The organism is Siccirubricoccus deserti (genome assembly GCF_014283215.1).
In the GTDB taxonomy this organism is placed as follows: Bacteria; Pseudomonadota; Alphaproteobacteria; order Acetobacterales; family Acetobacteraceae; genus Siccirubricoccus; species Siccirubricoccus deserti.
In genome coordinates this window covers 1-999 of sequence record NZ_JACOMF010000233.1, presented here as the reverse complement: position 1 = coordinate 999, position 999 = coordinate 1, and the positions used below count along the sequence as shown (strand labels likewise).

Annotated in this window: 1 protein-coding gene and 2 pseudogenes; 1 reads left to right on the top strand and 2 read right to left on the bottom strand. The window is 64.1% G+C overall.

Features of this window, described 5'->3' with window-relative positions:
* Positions 1–152: pseudogene (locus H7965_RS30015) on the bottom strand (IS630 family transposase); the annotation flags it as partial.
* 183 nt (positions 153–335) lie between these two features.
* Here H7965_RS30015 and H7965_RS31625 point away from each other — a divergent pair.
* Positions 336–826 (top strand): annotated as a pseudogene (locus H7965_RS31625) (transposase); the annotation flags it as partial.
* A gap of 19 nt (positions 827–845) precedes the next feature.
* Here the strand turns inward: H7965_RS31625 and H7965_RS30005 are convergent.
* A partial coding sequence (locus H7965_RS30005; RefSeq protein WP_186773141.1) for a transposase occupies positions 846–999 on the bottom strand: 154 nt, incomplete at its 5' end.

The following is a 999-nucleotide window of genomic DNA, read 5'->3' as shown; positions in this document are numbered from 1 at the left end:
CGCGCCACCTCCAGAACCGGCAGCCACTCGGCGGAGAGCAAGATGATGTTGACCCGCTGCACATGCTTTAGCGGGCGGTTCCGGTCACCAAGGATCGCAGCGAGGCGGATACGATCCTCAGATCCAAGGATGACGCTGACGGTCTGGGCCATGCCTGGAGAATTCCACCGCAGCGCCCCGCTGTGAATCCTCCGTCTGCGTCAGTGCACTAGTCGGCAGCGGACGGTGCTGATGGAATGCGGCGCATGCCGCTCAGGCCTGATCGCAGGTGACCTGACCCCGTAGAAGCGATCCGCCGGTAAAGTGGGGCGGGTAGAGCCGTGGAGGGTGCTGAGATGGCAAGGAAGCACCACAAGCCGGAGGAGATCGTGGCCAAGCTGCGTCAGGTCGAGGTTTTGTTGGCGCAAGGGAAGTCAGCGGCCGAAGCGGTGCGCACGATCGGGGTAACCGAGCAGACCTACTATCGCTGGCGGAGCGAGTACGGCGGCCTGAAGTTGGATCAGGTGAAGTGGCTCAAGCAGCTGGAGCAGGGGAACGGCAGGCTGCGGAAGGCGGTGGCGGACCTGACGCTCGAGAAGTTGGTGTTGAAGGAAGCCGCCTCGGGAAATTGGTGAGCGCCGCGCATCGTCGGGGCTGCGTTGAGTATGTCACGGGCAAGTTGGGCGTCTCGGCGCGGTTTGCCTGCCGGGTGCTGGGGCAGCACCGCTCCGCGTAGCGCAAAGTGCCCAGGGTAATTGACGGCGGAGCGGCGCTGACGGAGAACATCATCAGCCTGGCCCGGCAGTACGGGCGCTACGGGTATCGGCGGATCACGGCCCTGCTCAGGGCTAAGTGTCTGTCCGGGATCATGTTGTTGTCTGGCAGAGCCTTCGCAGCATGAGGCGAACGGAGGCCCAGCGCAGGAATGCGAGGCTGGTGCGGTTCAGGCACTCCCAGTCTTTGGCCAAGCGACGGCAGCGGTTCAGCCACGAGATGGTCCTCTCAACGATCCAGCGCTTC